This window comes from Shewanella glacialipiscicola, from assembly GCF_023283485.1.
Lineage (GTDB): Bacteria > Pseudomonadota > Gammaproteobacteria > Enterobacterales > Shewanellaceae > Shewanella > Shewanella glacialipiscicola.
Window position 1 is genome coordinate 1 of sequence record NZ_JAKILU010000025.1, and the last position, 20,142, is coordinate 20,142.

General features: G+C 46.7%; 14 protein-coding genes. 4 read left to right on the plus strand and 10 right to left on the minus strand.

Annotated elements, in window-relative coordinates:
• Window positions 1–1,047: 1,047 nt before the first annotated feature.
• Window positions 1,048–1,584 carry a TIGR00645 family protein gene (locus L2717_RS15285; protein WP_220775059.1) on the plus strand — a complete coding sequence of 179 codons (537 nt, stop codon included), beginning with the start codon at window positions 1,048–1,050 and terminating at the stop codon, window positions 1,582–1,584.
• A 104-nt stretch (window positions 1,585–1,688) separates the two neighbouring features.
• Here L2717_RS15285 and L2717_RS15290 read toward each other — a convergent pair whose 3' ends face one another.
• From L2717_RS15290 to L2717_RS15320, 7 genes are all read right to left on the minus strand, one after another.
• Window positions 1,689–2,951 carry a dicarboxylate/amino acid:cation symporter gene (locus L2717_RS15290; protein ID WP_220775060.1) on the minus strand — a complete coding sequence of 421 codons (1,263 nt, stop codon included), beginning with the start codon at window positions 2,949–2,951 and terminating at the stop codon, window positions 1,689–1,691.
• A gap of 401 nt (window positions 2,952–3,352) precedes the next feature.
• Window positions 3,353–4,225: a DUF7281 domain-containing protein gene (locus L2717_RS15295; RefSeq protein WP_220773509.1), complete on the minus strand. Its 873-nt coding sequence runs from the start codon at window positions 4,223–4,225 to the stop codon at window positions 3,353–3,355.
• Window positions 4,213–5,433, minus strand: coding sequence for a phosphoenolpyruvate carboxylase (locus L2717_RS15300; protein ID WP_220773510.1), 1,221 nt, complete (start codon window positions 5,431–5,433; stop codon window positions 4,213–4,215). Before L2717_RS15300 ends, L2717_RS15295 begins: the two co-directional genes overlap by 13 nt.
• Before the next feature lie 48 nt (window positions 5,434–5,481).
• Window positions 5,482–6,135 carry a hypothetical protein gene (locus L2717_RS15305; RefSeq protein ID WP_076498052.1) on the minus strand — a complete coding sequence of 218 codons (654 nt, stop codon included), beginning with the start codon at window positions 6,133–6,135 and terminating at the stop codon, window positions 5,482–5,484.
• 11 nt (window positions 6,136–6,146) lie between these two features.
• A complete protein-coding gene (locus L2717_RS15310; protein WP_220773508.1) occupies window positions 6,147–9,821 on the minus strand; it encodes an ATP-binding protein in 3,675 nt (1,224 codons plus the stop codon).
• A gap of 301 nt (window positions 9,822–10,122) precedes the next feature.
• Window positions 10,123–10,734 carry a response regulator transcription factor gene (locus tag L2717_RS15315; RefSeq protein ID WP_220773507.1) on the minus strand — a complete coding sequence of 204 codons (612 nt, stop codon included), beginning with the start codon at window positions 10,732–10,734 and terminating at the stop codon, window positions 10,123–10,125.
• Complete coding sequence (locus L2717_RS15320) at window positions 10,734–12,854, minus strand: sensor histidine kinase (protein WP_220773506.1); 2,121 nt, start codon at window positions 12,852–12,854, stop codon at window positions 10,734–10,736. Before L2717_RS15320 ends, L2717_RS15315 begins: the two co-directional genes overlap by 1 nt.
• 374 nt (window positions 12,855–13,228) lie before the next feature.
• Between L2717_RS15320 and dsrO the strand changes: the two genes are divergently transcribed.
• Genes dsrO through L2717_RS15335 form a run of 3 tightly spaced genes read left to right on the plus strand, consistent with a single transcriptional unit; the run spans window position 13,229 to window position 18,260 of the window.
• Window positions 13,229–14,029, plus strand: a complete 801-nt coding sequence (gene dsrO / locus L2717_RS15325; RefSeq protein WP_220773505.1) for a sulfate reduction electron transfer complex DsrMKJOP subunit DsrO — start codon at window positions 13,229–13,231, stop codon at window positions 14,027–14,029.
• Entirely contained in the window at window positions 14,019–15,101 is a 1,083-nt protein-coding gene (gene nrfD, locus L2717_RS15330; RefSeq protein ID WP_220773504.1) for an NrfD/PsrC family molybdoenzyme membrane anchor subunit, read from the plus strand. The genes dsrO and nrfD overlap by 11 nt, the downstream gene beginning before the upstream one ends.
• 51 nt (window positions 15,102–15,152) lie before the next feature.
• A complete protein-coding gene (locus L2717_RS15335) occupies window positions 15,153–18,260 on the plus strand; it encodes a tetrathionate reductase subunit A (protein ID WP_220773503.1) in 3,108 nt (1,035 codons plus the stop codon).
• 104 nt (window positions 18,261–18,364) lie between these two features.
• Here L2717_RS15335 and L2717_RS15340 read toward each other — a convergent pair whose 3' ends face one another.
• From L2717_RS15340 to L2717_RS15350, 3 genes are all read right to left on the minus strand, one after another.
• Window positions 18,365–19,066, minus strand: a complete 702-nt coding sequence (locus L2717_RS15340; RefSeq protein WP_076497976.1) for a DUF3581 domain-containing protein — start codon at window positions 19,064–19,066, stop codon at window positions 18,365–18,367.
• A 209-nt stretch (window positions 19,067–19,275) separates the two neighbouring features.
• Entirely contained in the window at window positions 19,276–19,506 is a 231-nt protein-coding gene (locus L2717_RS15345) for a hypothetical protein (protein ID WP_220773502.1), read from the minus strand.
• A gap of 150 nt (window positions 19,507–19,656) precedes the next feature.
• Entirely contained in the window at window positions 19,657–20,052 is a 396-nt protein-coding gene (locus tag L2717_RS15350) for a DUF2391 family protein (protein WP_220773501.1), read from the minus strand.
• Window positions 20,053–20,142 lie beyond the last annotated feature (90 nt).

Below are 20,142 nucleotides of genomic sequence, written 5' to 3' on the forward strand. Positions count from 1 at the left end.
CAAGGATGATAAGGACAGTAGAAGCAGATATCCATCAGGGCCAGAGGAATCCCTCAACAACAGGCCGGATATATGGGTGCAATGAACTCTTTCTTGCAAACCGGATGGGTCCATATATGCCGAGATAGCGTCAGTCGAATCAGGGACGAGCGTCTGACGCGATAGCATAAGGACGCTAAATGCCCAAGGGGCTTTCAACTCCGTTAGGGGCGTCATGGAGCATCCAAGGAGGATAGGACGAGCAGTCCTCCTTGGTCGGGTGTGGGGTGAAGCCCCACGGCTTTGATTCACCTCGGCCGTAAGGCCGCAACAAGGATGGCAAAGATGGGACAGGCATAACTCTTTTGGGATTAACAGCCAATACCGAGATCACAGAAGTTCACCCACCCCTGCGAAGTTGCCGCAGGGCATTTGTATTCGTTGCATGATCGAGGCATGGTCGTTCTCGTGCATCCATGCACTTCACGACATTCAGGCATCCTGCCTATCAGATGCCGAGATAGTGTCAGTCGAATCAGGGACGAGCGTCTGACGCGATAGCATAAGAACACTCTAAATGGGGCGTCTGGGTGCATCCAAGAGCGAAGGCCAACGGCCGTTTTGAGCACGAGATAGGGATATCGAGCAGGCAGTTTAACATGGACGTTTTTGATAGAACTAGCAGTCCTCTTTGGTCGACTCTTGATTAAACGTCAGGGGGTGAAGCCCCACGACTTTGACTTATCTCGGCCGTAAGGCCATACAAATCTGCCGCAGCACTGCGCGTGACCTCACCAATGAATACATAACAAACCCTTATTAAATTTCGGCTCACACGGTTGAAAAAATCCGCGGTAAAACATATGTGGTGCTTACTAGGCGTTGTACTATTTTGGTGCAAATATCTCATTACTAGATATTAAGAGTCGTTGTGGCGAATAAGGTTAAATACGCGTTCAAGCATCGGCCTAACGCCTACATCAGTACCATTAAACCTATTAATATCAATGCCTTTATAACTTAAACAGATTAACTTTTGCTATGCGTTATAGGAGGGTTAAACGTTATATGGAAAAGTTTTTTGAAAAATTGATGTACGAGTCGCGCTGGATCATGGCGCCTATTTATCTGGGATTAAGCCTAATGCTACTCGTCTTAGGTGTGAAATTTTTTCAGGAAATCTGGCATATTCTGCCCATCATTTTTGACATGCATGAAGTGGACTTAGTGCTCATCACACTGTCGCTAATTGATATCACTTTGGTGGGCGGGCTTATCGTGATGGTGATGTTTTCTGGCTATGAGAACTTTGTTTCGCAGCTGGATGTTGATGAGGGGTGCGAAAAGCTGAGCTGGCTTGGCAAGCTAGATGCTGACTCCCTCAAAAATAAGGTCGCCGCTTCTATTGTGGCCATTTCATCCATTCATTTGCTTAAAGTGTTCATGAATGCTGGAAATATCTCTAACGATAAAATTATGTGGTACTTACTGATCCATATTACGTTTGTGTTATCAGCCTTTGCCATGGGGTATCTGGACAAAATAACTCGCACCAGTAAGCAAATAGCAACTAACACAGCAGTAAATAACTCAGGCAGTAAATAACATGAGTCGAGTTATTTTGGTCTTAATGCTTTTACAAAATGTAAAGTTACCAACAAATAAAGCCACTGATTCCAGTGGCTTTATTTGTTTATATAACCGCTATTTTAGCTTTTAGCCAATTCAACTTGATGCACCTTTTCGGTTTGATGCACTTTCTCAGTTTGATCCACTATGGTCAATACCGCAGCGTCCCCCACTACATTACAAGAGGTGAGCACCATGTCGATAATACGATCTAAGGCCGCCACAATCGCAAATGCTTCTATCGGTAAACCTATTTGATGAATTAACACGCCAAGCATTACCATACCGCCTCCGGGTACGCCGCCCGCACCCACCGACAATAGGAAGATACTAAAGAGCAACGAAGGCAGTTGTTCTGTGGTAATCGGCATATCAAAGGCGTTGGCGACAAAGAATATTGCGATCGTAATATAAATGGCCACCCCCCCCATATTCATGGTCGCGCCAAGCGGCACACCAAAACCTGCTACCGCACGATTTACGCCTAATTTTTCGGTTAACGTGCGCATAGTCACCGGAATCGTCGCGTTTGAGCTTGCGGTCGAGAGTGAAAATAGCACTAGTTCTTGGATTTTATCGCGAAAGTTTTTAGCAGAAATAGGGGTAAATATGCCCACCGCTATAGGGTAAACAATAAATATCCACAGCAGTAACAGCGCGAGGATCAGCGCCATATATTCAATCACGCTCACCAACATGCCCGCATCTAAGGTCGCGCCAAGTTTAAGCATCAGCGCAAAAACACCGTAAGGGGCCAGGCACATCACTACTGAAATCAGCTTCATCATAATTTTGTTAGCAGTTTGAAAGCCTTGTATCGCGCCAGCAACATGCTCACCGAGTGACTTAATCACGCCACCAAGCATGAGCGCCATAAAGATCACTTGCAGCATATTGCCCGACATAAAGGCCGCCACAGGATTACGCGGGACGATATCAATCACCAATGCCATTAAGTTTGGTAGCTCAGTTGCGGTAATCGCCACGCCCTCAGTGCTGCCCATATCCACACCCTTTCCGGGCTCAAGTAATAACACCAGCAATAACGCAGTCGCGATGGCGACCACGGTATTAATAATATAAAAACCGAAGGTTTTACCGCCTAAGCGGCCAAAACTTTTAAGGTCTTGTAGCTCGCACACGCCACAAACAATACTCACAAACACTAATGGCACCACCAGCATCATGATCATATTAACGAACATAGTGCCAACGCCGTCGGCAAGCTCGACTAAATTATTCGAGAATAGGCCAATATCGTTTAAAAAATACTGCACTATGGTGCCGAAAATAAGGCCCGCAAACAGACCAATAAAGATCCGCGTCGAAAGTGATTTCATCATGTTTGTGGTTTCCGCAAAGATGTTATATCTAGTGATTCATTGTCCATAATGAGCGCAATGGCCAATCCATTTTTGGCCTAGGCGGGGGATAGTGAAACATGCTGCAGGTTAATTCAATGAGTTTATTTCATTTTTTAATGTTCAATAAAACTGCAAATATCACGTTAATTTTTCATGCCACTGATAATTAAGGCTAATTAAAATACAAAAATAATACGCCAGCCGTCAGCACACTTATTTAAGATATTTTTAACAACAAAGCATTGTCAAAAACAGATCAAATTAAACATCTAAACAACTAAAAGATAATCAACCTAAGATTTAATGACTGATTTATCGACTATAAAAGCATTAAACGCTATTAAAGCGATGAATAAGTAGAGGGATGAAATAAATATGGACTAAATATATGGCACTAACACTAGTTCAAGCTCGTGAGCCAGCAGGTGTTGCTGTTTGATACTGAGCCGATGTTGACTGATCCAACAAGCAAATTTTTGCCAATTATGTAAATCGGCATGCTGTAAATACTTAGCCTGTTTAGCTTGCTTGTTGAAATCACTGCTCGAATTAATTTGTGCTATCGCCAATAACTGCGCTGGTGCGCTCAGCGCAAGTTGCGGCATTACACAATGCGTCACGCCCGTTAACGTGTGCGCAATTTGCAGCCCTGCTGGATCAAAGTCAGTAAAGGCAATAATCGGGGTTTGGCCTGCCATTACTTGCAAGAAATGTTGCACCCCAATTGGTGAATGATGACCGCTACCACGGTAAACAACCATGAGGTTGGTTAAATCTGCGGGTAAACGTGCTTGCTGAATAACATCAAACACATCTAAGTTTTCAATCACTAAAATAGCCGAGACCTTAAGTGTACGACAATAATCTTGTGCTCCATCGATAGGCACCCGCAGCGAGGTTAAGGCGGATATAGCAAATGGCTGTGATGTAAAACCCAGAAATTTGAGTAACAGGTATTCAGCTTCGGGGCGAATATTAGCGAGCTTTTCATCGTGACTTTTGGCGGACATCGTCATGCGGTCAACATTGAAATCTAATTCCCGTAAATCAAGCCCCATTAGCGCTAAAACACCTTGCCTTAACAGTTCAAAATCACGCGGCGCGAAGCACAAATGCTTTTCAGACTCGTCTAACTCGCCCACTTCTAACTCGCGGTAAATCGCGCGCCAGTTAGCCGTAAGCTTAACCTTGGGAGCGCGCTTAATAAAAGCGCTCTCCAATAACTGCAACTGTTGCTGGCCTAGGCGAGCCATAATTCAACATCACGAATGATAAAGTTACCGCTATAAATCGGATGCGGTTCGCCTAATGGCTCAAGCTCAAAATAGGCTTTGTGCTCATCGGGTAAGCCTTCATAACCCCCAATCACTTGGTAAATCCAGCTTTCAGCATTCCAAGGCAGCGCTTTATCTGCCAAATATTCCAGCGCCGATTGGCGCAGGCCAGACTCAATCACATCGACAAAATACTCATCTACCGCTTGTTTGAGCGGATTATCTGGCACATCAAAATCTTCACTTTGAGTAAGTGACACGGGCGCATCGCGCTCACGCACCGCAGCAACCACAGGATGACGGCTAATGGCTTTAATGTGCGCCACTATACCCATTAGCTCTAGTTCTTGGCTGGCGTTGTGTACGTCTACCGCAGCTGGAGCGAGCAAAAATTCAGCGCGATTAAAAAGACTCGGAATCTCCTTGTGCGACACATGGTCCGCAGGACGATAATCAGGATGCAAATCGGTATAGAGTAACCAGCCTTTTAGCAAACGAGTGCGACCACGAATTTGCCTGAAACGGCCTAAAAGCTCCAGTAATCGCCCCTGCACTACGCTGAGCTCTTGGGCGCAGTCGCTCATGGTTTCTTGCAAGGTGGTCACTATCAGCTTACGTAGCTCACGGATATCACCCGCGATTTCGCCCAGCTCACTAAACTGGAACATCTCTAAGCCATTCAGTAATTCAGACACTTGGCTTTGGGCGAGTTCGTTTTCACGGATTTTTGCGTTAATAGTGCCAACATAACCGAATTCGTTATTAATGCGGCCCCACAGTACCCGAATCGAATAACGCAGGCTGTCGGCAAAGCTATAAACATGCTCACTTAAATCAGATAAATAGGCCTCAGCGGCGCTGTAGTCTGAGCTATGGCGCGCCTCTTTATAGTGGTCAGCTAAGGTTTTAATGGTGGCTAAGGCCGAGCCGACGTTAGAGTCGATTTGGCGATTACGCTCATCACTCAAGCCTTCTTCGAGCAAGGCGCGCACAGAACGCTTAAGGCGCAGCTCTTGATCTGGCTCTGGTCGCCACAAAATGCCCGCCTGTTTGAGTTTTTCAACCACGCTTGGGTCGTGCGCATCCTCATTTAAGGAACCCGCCAAATAGGTGTCCATAATGATGTCAGCATGGCGACCTAACTGCTTGAGTAGCTTTACACCAGCTTGATGTAAGTTACTGCTCATCATGGCCTCCTTGGTCACAGCTTTTACCTAGGTTTAACAATGCCAACATTATATTAGATCCCGCTGGGTTGCCGTTTCTGCCTGCGCTTCTAGGCTTAAACCTTCGGTTTCATCAATAAAGCGAATCACTTCATACAGATAATCAAGCTTGCCCGTGGCGATATAGATTTGCTTCTCGACGTTCGGGCGCACTAAATAACCCAGTTCGACCAAGCGTTTAAAGACTAATTTGATTTGCGCATCGCTATTGGAGCTTGTCGAGCCAAATAGACGATATTGGCTCAGTTTGGCTAACTGTTCGCGAAACGCCGGCGTATCTTCGATACGGCTTTGCAACTCAGTTAAGCGCACGGGTGCACCTTCGTTTAGCGGTGCATCCTGACCACTGGCCTCTTGTACTAATACTAACCATTCCACCAGCGGGATAAGTGACTGACAAATATCTTTAAACTGCGATGAAATAACTTTGCGTTCACTATCGCCCAATTGCAGATAGCCACAAAAAAACACATCACCTTCGGCGGCAGACGCCACAGTACGATTGATCTGGTTTAAATAGGCTTCGACCCGCTCACGGGTGCTGTTATTTTTAAGGGCGCGCCAGCCTTCTTCGTTAGTGGTGCGGCAGATAAATTCGCCCTTGAGTAACAATTCAATTAACGCGCCGGTGCCGACTAATACGGTTTGGGTTGACTGATCCATGAGTGCGCTCATTAGATGGCCTCCTTCGACAGACGCTTATTCAACATATCCGCAATCGGATTGGCTTTGGGCTTCACCACCTGCAACTTCTTAGTTTGTTTGTTGATAATATAGCGGTTGGCGAACAAATTTAGCACCTCAGACTCAGGGTTCGGGAAGGCGCCCAGCACACAAATATTGTTGTTTTCGCAGGCATCGAAAATCTTCTTCACGTTGGTATGGTGCAAGGTGCCAAGCTCATCAATCGGCCAGTGAATGGTCACATCGGCGCGTCCACGTAATAAGCGAGTGAAAGCCAGTAAGAACTTACACAAAATCAGATACGCCATACCGTGGCTTGAGGATTCGTTAAGTTGTCTGTCGGTGCGGATAATTAAGTCGCTGTTACCTTCTTTAAGGCGCAGCTCAATTTCCAATAACTTAGAGATACCGCCCGTTAGCGCAGCGCGGCCGATAATGTCTAAAGCGCGGCGCATACTGTTGGTGTAATCCTCATCTGGCAGGCCATTAAAACCATCGGCTTTCCAATGTTTAAAGGCTTTGACGAACTGTTCAAGCTCGGGCCAAAACTCTAACTCACTAATGCGTGAGCGAATACGTACCGCCGATTCAGACACGCCATCGAGGAATAACTCTTCGCCGACTTCGCGGGTAATACGCGCACTTTGTGATGCAATGCGGCGGTCGATATCGGCTAATACATCATAAAACGCCGTTAAGTCGACGCCGAAAATTCGGCCTTGCTCACGTAGCGCAGTAATCGATTGCGGCACAATCACGTTCAGCAATTGCTCAAGCTGTGGTACTAACTTACGATAATCCAGCAAACGAATACCTTTGTCGTTAATAAAGCTCGATTCTTCGCGGGCACGTTCCCAAGTCTCAGCTAAACCAGAACCCGATTTACTGGCGATAACGGAGTCAAAATGCTCCACATATTGCTTAACCGACCCCATTAAATAATCGCGTTTTAGCAGTAAATCCTCACCTTGGCGCAAACGCTCACCTAGGCTGCCTTGGGCTTCTTCGTTATTATTGGGTAGCTTAAGTTCTGCGAGTTTTCGCATCACTGCACGTAACTTGGTTAAGTTTTCAGAGGCGTCAACCTGCGCCATATCCGAGGCTTTACGTTCGGTTTCTAGCTGTTGGCGGCGGGTTTTAACCTCTTGAGTTTTCGCCTTAAGCTGTTGATCGATTTCGGATACTGCGCGTTTCACATCACTCAGCTGAGTTTGCAATTTAGGTTTGCGCATCAGCCAAGTGTGCTGATACCAATCGTCAAAGCGCAGTACGTCGCTACGACGCTGCTCCGCGCTGCTAATTTTGGCCTCTAATTCGCGAATTTGTTGCTTGAGCTTGAGGATATCGCCCTCATCCACTCCGCGGGATTTAAGTTCGTTTTTGTACCAGGTTTCACAGGCTTTTAGTTCAGCTTTAGCACTTTCACGGCGCCCTTCTATGGTCGCTTTAATTTGGCCGAGTTGATTATCGAGCGCGCCGATGACTTCCTGCCAATAGGCATTTTTCTCCATGCGCGCTTCAAGCGCTTGCTCTTTTTGCTCTTCAAGCCAAAGTTCGTGTTGATGCTTAAGCTGTGTTAGCTCGCCATCGAGTTGGATAAGCCTTTGTCCTGCATGGGCTTTACGCTCACTTAATGCTTTATTGATTTTTTCTTGTTCACTGCGCTTTTCATCAAATAGGCGGCGCAGATCGTCACGGCTATTTTTGTAGGCAGTGCGGGCAAAGGTAAGCTCGCGGCTTAAATTATCCAGCTCGCCATTGATCGCTACTAATTGCGATTCAGCCTCAATTTGCAATTCTTGGGCGCTAGTGTGGGCTTCTTCAGCTTTGCTTAACCGGATACGCAGCTCTTGCTCAGACGCCGCATACTCAGGCACATCGATGGCTTTGAGATCTAAATGTACCCCAAAGAAAGCCTCGCTCGATTCAGTCACTAAGCTTGGATGTAAATCAGTACGATGCAGTAATTCAGGCGCAATCACTTTACCTAAACTTTGCTCCCAACCTTGGGCTTCTTTACGCAAAAACTCGAGTAAAGTGTGGGATTGCGGAAACAGCATGTGGTGCAGTTCATCGAGCGCTGTTTGGCGCTCATTCACTCTTAAGGTGGCAATACGCAGGGCTTCGTTAGCTTGGTCGCGTTTAGCTCGCACTTTACGCTCGTCGCTGCTTAAGCGCTCGACCTTAGCATTACAGCTTTCTTGCTCTTCATCAGCGCGATGAATACGCTCATCAAAAATTGCTAGGCTTAACTTTTCTTCTTCGGTGTAAGTCACGCCATCGACACGTAATTTAAGCTCGGCGGCATTGAGTTTAAATTGGAACTCTTGCTCGCTAAAGCTCGCCTTGCCCGCATCCATTTGGCTGCGCCATTGCGCCTCTAAAGCATCAATATCGGTGCGCGCGACTTCACGCTGCTTATCACGGGCTTCACGCAGTTTGTCTTGATCGCTATGCAAACCTTCTAGCTCGCGGTTTAACTGCTCGCCAATTTTACCGCGACGGGCATTGTAGGCCGCCTCAATATCTTGGTGCTTTTCGGTTTGCAGCTTATGGCGCTCACTTAGGTTTTCAACATCGGTGCGCCAGTTTGGCAGCATCTCTAAGTCAGCCTTAGCTTGCTCTATATTGGCATCTAAAAAGGCACTGTGCTGATCTTCAATCGCATCGAGTTCATACTCGCACTTGGCCACATCACCCTTAGCTGCCGATAAATCGAGGTTGAGCTCATCGCGCTGCTCTTTCCATTCATCGTCTAGCAAGCGCAGTTTTAAATTCAGTTCCTTTGATAAGGTTTGTTGAACATCCTGGCGATCGGCTTCTAAGGTTTCGTCATTACGATAGCCGCGCGACAGGCTAGATAAACGCAGCTCGGCACTAAGCAGTTGATTAAATTCTTGCTCGAGTTTTTCAAACTCGGGGCGAATCACTTCAAAGCCTTGAATCAACTGGCTTTCACGGATCCACGCCTCGACGCGCTGCGGATTTAAGCGCGAGCTTGGCGGGTTAACGCCGTCTTCTTCTAAAATAGCGGCGATCATCGATTTGATCGTCTCCATTTTGCCCTCTTTGGAGTGCACCGCTTTGGCGAGCTTTTCAATATGGCGCAACGAATGCTCGCCCTCACACAGGGCAAATTGGCGGGCATAGCCGCGCAGCTCGCTGCGATTACTGCCCGTGCTTAATAGGGTGCGATCGTTTTGGATAATGGCGCGATATTCACGGGTATTGAGCAAATTAGTAGTGGCGATGTTGGCACGTTTTAAGTCTCGGCCTAGTTCCGCCATGGTATGGCATAAAATAGTGTCACCATTTTGCGATTTAATATAATCGCTTAGCTCAAAACCTTTAGCGATAAAGCGGTAGTTAACGCCCTTACCATCACCCGCCGAGGCCAACACAGCTTGGTACAGTAAACCGTCGGCTTTTTGATATTCATAAATGATGTAACTTGAATCGTGTGGCAAGTACCAACGCTCGAAACTGTCGCGGGTCGAAGGCACCACGCGGCTTGGGTATTCGCCATAAAAAACCGGCACTAAGCGTTGCAGCGTAGTTTTACCCGAGGCGTTAGTCCCACAAATGTTGGTATGGCCATTGAGGGCGAGTTCCACAACGCCCGGAAGGTGCGTATCAATCAGCACAATACGAATCAAGCTTGCCATTTTATTCCTTATCCAAACGGGATAAGTCTTATCTATGCAGTAAAAATAAGACTATCCAACAGGGCCACTATGCTTGGCCTTAAAAATCGTGCCCCTAAAATAAGGCAATCGCGGTGTATTGGCAATTCGGCGGCGCGCCGCTAATGCCTTGGCTCACATATATACCCAAGCTATCTGAAGATATAAGTTTCAGTATTTTAAGGTAGCTTGGGTATAACGGTGCCAATGATACGATAACTTAGCAAAAATACGCGGCTAACAAAGCGGCAATTAGCGCAGTAAAAGGTAAATTTTAACGAATTTATTCCAGCGGTAGCCGCTCAGCGATACGGCCGTAGATCAGCATCATTTCTGCCAACGATGCCACTTGCATGCCTTTCATCAAATTAGCGCGGTGAATTTCAACCGTGCGCATGGCAATGCAGAGGTTATCGGCAATTTCTTGGTTTTTAAGCCCTTGGGCTATCAACTTGAGTATCTCCCGCTCCCTTGGCGTGAGCGCTTGATAAGTTTCGAGATATTGATTGTCTTGATAATGGGCTTTTGCATGCTCGAGAGCTTTGACTACGGCTTCAGCTAACTTAGCGCCATCGGCCGGTTTTTGGAAAAAATCTACCGCGCCTAATTTAAGGGCTTCAACCGCCATTGGCACATCGCCATGGCCGGTAAGATAAATAACCGCCAAGGGACTATTTTTAGCGATTAGTTCAGCGTGCAGCTGCGAACCACTCAAGCCCGGCATGCGCACATCGACTAACGCGCAGCCTGGCAGCGTTAAGTCTACTGCAGGAAAAAAAGCTTCGGCGCTATCAAAGTCGATAATATTAAGGCCGTAACTTTCGAGCATAAAACGTAATGAACGGCGCACAGAATCATCGTCATCAATTAAATACACGGGTAATTCAAGGCTCATCACAACACTCCATCGGCTTTACGGGGTAAAGATACTTGTACTTGGCAACCGCCATTAACGGCGCTATCTAACTTAAAATGACCACTATGGCTGTCAACAATATCGCGGCAAATGACCAGTCCTAAACCTAATCCCTCTAATTTAGTCGAGTAAAATGCCTGCATTAACTGACTGGCCTCTGAGCTTAACCCTACGCCATTGTCAGTAATGGTCAGCAATATTTGGCTCTGTTGGTAATCAAGCTCAATATCGATTGTGGGTGTATAGCGTTGCTGGTGAGTCGCACTATTTTGGGCAGTGCCTTGAGCTTCACTTTGCATTAACTCCCGTTGTTGCACGCAGGCATCGGCAGCATTTTTTAATAAATTAAGTAATAACTGCTGCATACCAACTTCATCAAGGGGCTGTAAATAGGGCGTCCCCGTGATGTGGATGCCAATGTTAATCTGGTGTCGTTCAAACTCATAGGCCAATAGTGGCGTAGTATCTTGGATAAGTTCATGTAAAAAGCACGGCACTTTAGAGATAGGTCGCTTCTTCATTAAATTACGTAAACGGCTGATAATACTGTCGGCCCGCGTGACTTCCTGCTGGATAAGCGTCAACACCGATTGCAGTTCCTCTGGCGTGCTGCCCCGCTGTAACCGCACTTCGGCGCCGTGACAATAATGGCCAATTGCCGCCAAAGGTTGATTGAGCTCATGGGAGAGGCTGGCACCTAGCTCGCCAACAATCGCAATTCGTTGGGCGTGCTCCAATAACATGCGGTTTTCACTGAGTTGACGCTGGGTATTAAGTAGCTCTCGACCCCGACGACTAAAACGGTATTCCAACCAAAAATGATACACATTGAGCAGCACCAAAATACCCAGTACAAACCAAGCCCATTGTTGATGAGACTTTACCCACAGCCATGCATTGTGCCACCAAGGTGTTTGTAGAGGGTGCATGTCGAGATCTTTAAGCAACTGATCGATCGCCAATTGGCTTACCGCTGTCGTCCAACCAGCTGAATCGGCGGCCTTAGCGGCTAAATGATCTTCAGGGAGTGCCAATAACGCCTGCGTGACACTTTTGGCTAAAGATTGCGAGGCACGATTGGTTTTCGCCATAGACCAGTTTGGGTACAAACGGGTCGAGACTTGGCAATGAAACCCCGCGGGGGCCTGATTATCCAGCACCCGATAATCTGCTATGTCTATTAGGCCTTCGCGCTGCATTTGCTCAAGCTGACACACTGGCACCACAACGGCATCTAACGCAGCAGCTTGTGACACTTCATGATGAGTATTCAGATCAAGATCAGGAACAAGAGTCGAATCGGGATTAGCGATAATACTGGGGCTAATATCAGGGCTAGCATTAGTAGTTGCTTGTTCAACATTGGGGTCAATATTAGCATCAACATTGGAGTTCATACTGGCAATATTAGGCGATGCATGGGCAGTAAAGCGGCGGCCACCGAGCTGATAGAGTAAGTTATCTAACGGAAAGCCTAATGGCACGATATCGCCCACAAAACGCGGTAAATCAATGCCTTTTAATTGAGCTTCATACACTAAGGTTAAGTAACCGCCAAAGGCACTGGTCGACACAATACCCAACCTGCGCCCCTTTAAGTCACTTAAAGTGTGATAGGCAGAATCGGCCCGCACAACCAGTGCTGAACCCACTTGCATCGCCGCGCCATGATTTACCGGACTACGCAGCGTTGCCAGCCAAGACAGAGAATATTGCCGCGCCAATAATACCGATTGTCCGGGGTTGGTGATGACAAAATCCAGCTCTTGGGTTTCAACGCCCTTAGCCAATTCATCTAAGGATAACGGGTGTAACCTAAAGTAACTGTTAGGAATTTGTGTTTCAAGCCAGCGCATTAGGGGTTGCCAACGCGTAATTGTCGCTTTATAGCCCCGTATCGCCAACACGCCCACATCTACCACTGCATAAGATTCATTATTAGACTGAACGATAAGCTCATTATTTGGCTGATCGTTAGAGGCATCATTAGAACCATAGTTAGGCTGATAGCTAGTCTCATCCGCTAAAGCACTCTTAGCGACAAGCGGAATTGAAGTGGCAGATACCGACGGTTCAATGTGATCTTGTGGTTTTGCCATCGCATCGCCAGTAAATAAGACACTCAGCAAGACTAAAACCACTATCGAGCAAAACGCATAAAACCCGTATTGGGCAAGTAGATCCCACCTTGGGAGACGATGCATTGGATGGTTTTTTATGGCCGATAATGGGCGGTAATACAATCTAAAATACACTCCCTCACATCCTTTAAAATACAGTTTGAGTTCACACTTAATGGCCATTCTAACGGATTTTTATTGCGCTAGATCAAGTCCACAATTGATATGTGGAATACCACTATAGTTATAGTCCCTTCCCTTTAACAGAATGTTCTACATACCTCGCCATAAACCTATAAATCTGAGGTCTATGAGCCAGTTTTTAGCGATCTGCAAGAGTGAAGGAAATCGGTATGGATAAGAGTAAACGTCAGTTTCTCGGCAAAATGGCCAGTGTGAGCGTAGGCGCCGCATTGATCCCCGTAGTGCAAGTATATGCGCAAGATAATCCACAAAGCGGTAACGCTGGTAGCAGTAGTCAAACCTATAATGCGAGCGAAGGCCAAGTCGGCAAACGTTACGGCATGGTGATTGATTTACGTCGCTGCGTTGGCTGCCAAGCCTGTACGGTAGCTTGTACTATTGAAAACCAACCACCACTAGGACAATTTCGCACCACAGTACAACAGTACGAAGTGTCACAGCAAGATGAGGCGTCCAGCCCAGCATTCTTAATGCTGCCAAGATTGTGTAACCACTGTGAAAATCCACCCTGTATTCCTGTATGTCCAACGGGCGCCACCTTCCAGCGTAAAGACGGTATCGTTGTTGTAAATAATGAATGGTGCGTGGGTTGTGGCTACTGTGTGCATGCCTGTCCCTACGATGCGCGCTTTATCAACCACGATACTAACACCGCCGACAAATGTACTTTCTGTGCCCATAGATTAGATGTGGGATTACTGCCCGCCTGTGTTGAAACCTGTGTTGGCGAAGCACGAGTGATTGGTGATCTTAACGATCCTAACAGCCAGATTAGCCAGTTACTCGCAGCCAATAGCAGCGACATTAAAGTGTTAAAACCTGATGCAAACACGGCACCTCGGGTCTTTTATATTGGAATGAGCAGTGCCTTTGAAGATCGTATTAGCGGCCAAGCTCCTGTTCGCACTTTACTCACTGACACTGGCGAGGAGATCCACCATGGTCATTAAAGAAATCTTTACCCCTGATATCGCCATTACTTGGCTACCTTGGGCAGTGCAATACTTTTTTATGATGGGTTTAGCCTATGCCAGCGTATGGGTTGCCACTATCCATTTATTCACTAAAGGCAAACGTGATGACAGATTACTGAAACTCTGCGCCAGCTTAATGCTAACCGCGGGTATTGTGGCGCCGATTGCGTTACTCGCTGACTTACATCAACCGCTGCGCGCGTGGCACTTTTATGCCCAAGTGCGTCCTGACTCTTGGATGTGGTTCGGCGCATTTTTACTGCCGGTATTTTCAGGCACCAGTGCTGTATTTGCCTGGTTATTACTGCGTCAATATCTCCCCAACCGTTCAAATCAGCTCAATCAAGACTGGGTACAACGTATCGCGAGCTTACTCCGATTTGGCGACTGGGAAAGTGAAAAACTGATTAAAATCATCGCCATATTAACCACCTTAAGTGCTTGTAGCATCGCGCTTTACACCGGCATGGAAACCATGGCTATCAAGGCTCGTCCATTGTGGCACACCTACTGGCTGCCACCGTTAATGGCCACCAGCGCCTTATTGGCAGCCTGTGGCACCTTAGCGGTATTAAATCGTCTATTGCACGGTTATCAGCAGGCGACTCAAGACAGCCTATTACTGTGGATCCGCGCAAGCTTCGGCCTATTTGCACTGTGCCTTATCGGTTGGGCTTTATTTGATAACGGCTCAGCGCCAGAAGCCGCGCTTTTACTAGAAACCAGCCCAAGCTGGCAACTAGCGGCGATTTGGGTACTGATTACACTAGCGCTACTCGCCTTGATGCTGGCACTGCGCCATCTCCCTAATAGCGTGATGTTGATTGTGAGCTTAACCAGTATTCATCTGGCATGGGGCTTTCGCTGGATAGTGCTAATTCAAGCGCAAACCGACCCTAAATACGGCGCAGGTACTTACCTTTACCAATTACCTTGGGGACCTGAAGGACTATTAGGCATAGCCGGAACCTTCGGCCTGTGGTTAGCATTAATCGCGCTCGTCTCTGAATTAATTCGCCACACACCCAAGGCAACGCTTTCACGTTGAGCAGCCCATTGAACCTACAGAATTAACGTAGACAGAATTGAGGAGTCCACTATGGACAAAAGTAAACGTCGTTTTATCAAAGGGGCTGCTGTAACGGGTGGCGTAGGGCTCTTTGCCGCAGGTTATAGCCATACCTTAACGCAAATAGGCAAGGGCGTTGTTAATGGCACTTCGGGTAAACCGACCCATGATCCCCTGCATGGCAATTCATTAACACCTGAATACAAAGTCGATTTAAAAACAGGTCAACTTATCAGTAATGATGAGCAGCGTGTCGTCAATACCATGTGTTTAGGCTGCTGGACTAAATGCGGTGTACGGGCACGAATCGATCAAAAAACCGATAAAATAATCCGCATTAGCGGTAACCCTTACCACCCATTATCGGCTAGAGAGCATATCGATTTTGACACGCCAATTAAAGCAGCATTTGTTGGTCTAAGCGCGTTTCAAGAGCAAGGTTTACAGGGCCGTTCAACAGCCTGTGCCCGTGGTAATGCCATGTTGGAGCAATTAGATAGCCCACATCGTGTTACCCAATGCCTTAAACGAGTGGGTAAGCGTGGCAGTGGTCAATGGCAAAGTATTAGCTTTGAGCAATTGCTAAATGAAACCGTCGAAGGCGGTGACTTATTTGGTGAAGGCCATGTTGAAGGGCTGCGCGCAATCCGCGATGTTAGCACGCCACTGGATGCCAATAACCCAGAATACGGCCCTAAAGCCAACCAGCTATTAGTATCAAATGCCTCTGATGAAGGTCGCGATGCACTGATTAAACGCTTTACCTTTAATAGTTTTGGTACGCGTAACTTTGCTAACCACGGCGCCTATTGCGGCTTTACTTACCGTGCGGGGGCGGGTGCGTTACTCGATGATTTAAAAAAATATGCTCACTTAAAACCAGATTGGGATAACAGCGAGTTTTTACTGTTTATCGGCACTTCACCCCAGCAATCGGGTAACCCATTTAAGCGCCAAGCCAGACAGTTAGCCAATGCGCGGGTCAATAACACCAACTTCAGTTATGTAGTGGTGTCACCCATGTTGCCCAACACCTCTAACCAACCCTGTGCAGGCAACAATACTTGGCTACCTATTAGGCCAGCAACAGACTCAGCATTAGCGATGGGCATGTTACGTTGGATAATTGAGCAGCAACGTTATGCGGTCAATTTCCTCACGGCGCCGAATGTGGAAGCGGCTAAAGCGGCGGGGTATCGCGGTTTTAGTAATGCGAGCTATCTTATTGTCAGCGACCCAACACTACCAAGATTTGGTCAGTATTTATTTGCCAGCGATCTGGGCTTACCCTTTGAGGGCAAAGCCTATGGTGAACAAGATTCGCCTTTAGTTATCGACGAGGCAAGCGGAGCTGTCACACTGGCAAGCATGAGCCAAAAAGCCAAGCTTGCGGTTATTCACAGCGTTGATACGCCCAAAGGCATAATTGCCGTTAAATCTAGCTTCCAGCTATTAAGCGACGCCGCCCTTGGCTTTAGCATGGCGGAATATGCCAAGGAATGTGATATCAGCGAAGCGAAAATTATCGACCTTGCCGATAAATTTACCAGCCACGGCACTAAAGCCGCGGTGATTTCACATGGCGGCACAATGAGCGCCAATGGTTTTTACAGTGCATGGGCGATCATGATGCTTAACGCCATGATAGGTAACATAAACTTAAAAGGTGGCGCGTTAGCCTCTGGCGGTTCTTTCCCTGCCTTTGGTAAAGGACCACGATACAATCTGCAAGAGTTTGACGGCATGCTCGAACCTAAGGGAGTATTTTTATCACGCTCTAAATTCCCCTATGAGAAAACCTCAGAATACCGCCGTAAGGTCGAAGCGGGCCAATCGCCCTATCCGTCTAAGGAACCTTGGTATCCTATTTCATCACCATTATTGGGCGAGCATTTAACTGCGGCAGTACACGGTTATCCTTATACGCTCAAAGCATGGATTAACCACATGGGTAACCCTGTTTATGGCCAAGCGGGTTTAGGTGAAGCCATAGGCGAGCAATTAAAAGATCCTAAAGTGTTGCCGCTGTTTATCAGTATCGACAGTTTTATTAACGAAACCTCAGCGCTGTCAGATTACATTGTACCCGACACCTTAACCTATGAGTCATGGGGCTGGACCTCAGCATGGCAAGGCACAATGACCAAAGTGGTCACTGGCCGCTGGCCGATTGTCGAGCCTCGCGTCGCTAAAACGGCCACGGGTGATGTGGTGTGTATGGAATCTTTCCTCAGCCAAGTGGCAATCAAATTAGCCCTACCCGGCTTTGGAGAAGATGCCATAACCGCCGCCGATGGCAGTTTGCACCCGTTAACTCGCGCTGCCGACTATTCACTTTATGGCGCAGCAAACGTGGCTTATTTAGGCACAGCGGTCGCCGATATCAATGCCGAAGATATGTATCTTAGCGGCGTTAGCCGGATTCAAGCGGAGCTAAACACTAGGTTAAAACCTGAAGAGGTCAAAAAAGTCAGTTACTTATTTGCCCGCGGTGGCCGCTTTGAAAATATGCGTAATGCCCGAGATGAAGCGGGTAATCCTAGCAAAGTGTGGCCTAAACCTATGATGCTGTGGAACCCAGAGGTAGGCAGTCGTCGCAATAGTTTAACAGGGGAGTTTATGAGTGGTTGCCCACGCTTATATCAACCCGCCTTGGCCGATGGTACACCACTCGACAAGGCGTTTGATAAATCACAATGGCCATTACTTATCAGCAGCTATAAGTCTCACACTATGAGTTCGATGAGTATTGGTTCAGACCGCTTGCGCCAAGTTCACCCCAATAACCCAGTGCGACTTAATGAGAAAACCGCAGCACGTTTTGGGATTAGCACCGGTGATACCGTTAAAATCAGCACGCCTAATGGCAGCGTGATTGCCCTAGTGGAATGTGTTGCTGGCGTGCAAGCCGACTGTATCGCTATAGAGCATGGCTATGGTCATAAAGAACTCGGCGCGCGTGACACTGTGATTGACGATATTAGCATCGCGGCCAATCCGTTGATCCGTGTGGGGATTAATATGAACGACTTAAACTTGTTTGATCCAAGCCGTAATGGGCGTTATCCGCTAGTGGATTGGGCGAGCGGCGCATCGGCCAGACAAGGCCTGCCGGCTAAGATTGAAAAAATAGCCTAATCTGGGCACATGTGATGTTGTAAAGCGCATTTAGCGCATAAAAAACGAGCTACCAATGGCAGCTCGTTTTTTTATGTGTTGTATTTGAGTAACAATATCAACAATTAGAAATCCGTTTTACGGCCTTCATAGGTGGCGCGCATTTGCTGCACCGATGCCTCTTCATAGGGACGTAATCCACTCATCACTAACGTTTTAATCCCAGTTCCAACGACAATATCACCACTATGCAGTTCAAAATGCAGCGTGACGTCACCGCGTTTACCGTTGATTTTTAAATCTTGTCCAACAAGCGAGAGTGTCACTTCAATAAAATCTAAAGTGGTTAAATCAAACGACATACTTTCGTAAATAACTAAGGGTCGTTCTGGGTTTATCATCACTTGATGCTGCTTCATCAAAGGGATCAAAATATCAATAAAGTTATGCCCAGAGAACGCCACATACTGACGAATAAAGGATTCTGTTTGCGCGTCACAACGGCTGACATCACCTTGACGGCTGACATTAAGGTAGACTTTTTCACGGCTATCACAAATCGAGAAACTGTCATTCACCTGCGCCGGAAACTGTAATTCAGTGCCATCACCCACCATGCCTGCAAAGCTAAATTTCATCTGCTGGCTTAAACCATACTGGGTTAATACTAAGGCAAACAACAAATCACCTGGCACACAAAAACGCTTAGCACCCACGTCGTGTATAGGATTGAAGTCCTGCGCAATTTTTTTGGCGAAGTCACTGGCTTGTTGTGCGGAAACGGAAATAGTTTGATTTTGCTTTAAAAAATACGGCGCTAGAAACATATAAACTCTATTTTAAATGACTCAAATAAGGATGGATAACAAAATTATCAAGAGTTTACCTTACATTATGCATTTAACTCACCCGATGACTTAGCCCCAAGGAAGACGTACAAAGTAACAGCATATTCACATTTGTAAAGCCAAACAAAACGCCGGAGTCATAACATTAATGAATAAGTAATGAGCGTCAATAGAAATTAAATAACACATTAAACTCTTTTAAATTCACGCTTTAATTGATAATCATCGTCTGTAACTAACTGCTCGAGCACTTCAATACGCTGACGCAAACTGGCTAACTCAGCCCGCAGCGCTTGATTTTCAGCGTCTTGTTCACGGCTCAAACCCACTGATTTATTGCGTATTTTCATAATCGCGACCACATATCCACCCACAATGGCGAATATTGGGATAAGCAAAGCGAGGGTGCTAGTGTTCATGATGATTTCCTTTCATTTTTATTTGGCTAAAATATCGAGCTTAAAATCTCGATTTGAGGCTGGCTTTGAACAAAGCCAATATCAAAATATGCCAATAAGTATGCGCAAGATAACCGCAATTCACCAGTGACCCAATTTAGCCAACGCGCATCATTCCTTATCGAAGCTGTCCACCACAATCGCGCCCATTGATGCGGGCATAGAGATCACGATAATTCGTTTAATTGAGGTCAGCGGGTCCTCAAAAAATGGCACTTTATCAAGACAAAGCAGCACCAAAAACACCACACAAGCGGTGAGTAAATACGCCACCACAATGCGAAAAATAAATACTGGAACTCGGGCGCGAATATTTTGCTGGAACACGCTGTGGTAGCTAAAAACACTGAGAAATAGTAAGGATAAGCTAAACAGCATGGCAATATTGAGCACAGGCAAGGTTTCACCCAGCCGCCACGCTTCCTCTGAAAACGCGACGGGCACCGCAAGTGCAAAGGCGCCAACACAAACTTGGCTGGCATCTTCGCTATTAAAACTAAAGATCATGCGCATCGCTCCTTAATGTTCCATCCCTTTGATGAGTTAAAAATAACGTTCAGCTAAGCAGAACGCTACAAATACCAGCCTCACTCCAAC